Below are 201 nucleotides of genomic sequence, written 5' to 3'. Positions count from 1 at the left end.
ACCTGCCCGGAAAGCAGCGCCGCGGTGCGCGCGTTCGCCTCCGGCATCGGCAGCAGCACCATCTTGTCGACCTTGGGCACGCGGTCCTTATTCCAGTAGCTCGCATTCTTGACCAGCTCGAGCCGCTCGCGCGGGGTGAACGCGGCCATCTTCCAGGGACCGGTGCCCGCGGCGTCCTTGGCGAACGCGGTCCATGCGGCC

1 protein-coding gene is annotated in these 201 nt (G+C 69.2%); it reads right to left on the bottom strand.

Annotated features, from left to right (window positions below):
* Window positions 1-201 (bottom strand): ABC transporter substrate-binding protein (locus AC0L3A_RS41190; RefSeq protein ID WP_473256638.1); only part of this gene is annotated, 201 nt, incomplete at both ends.

This window comes from Bradyrhizobium sp. MI1.3 (genome assembly GCF_055811695.1).
This window is presented reverse-complemented; position numbering and strand designations above follow the sequence as displayed.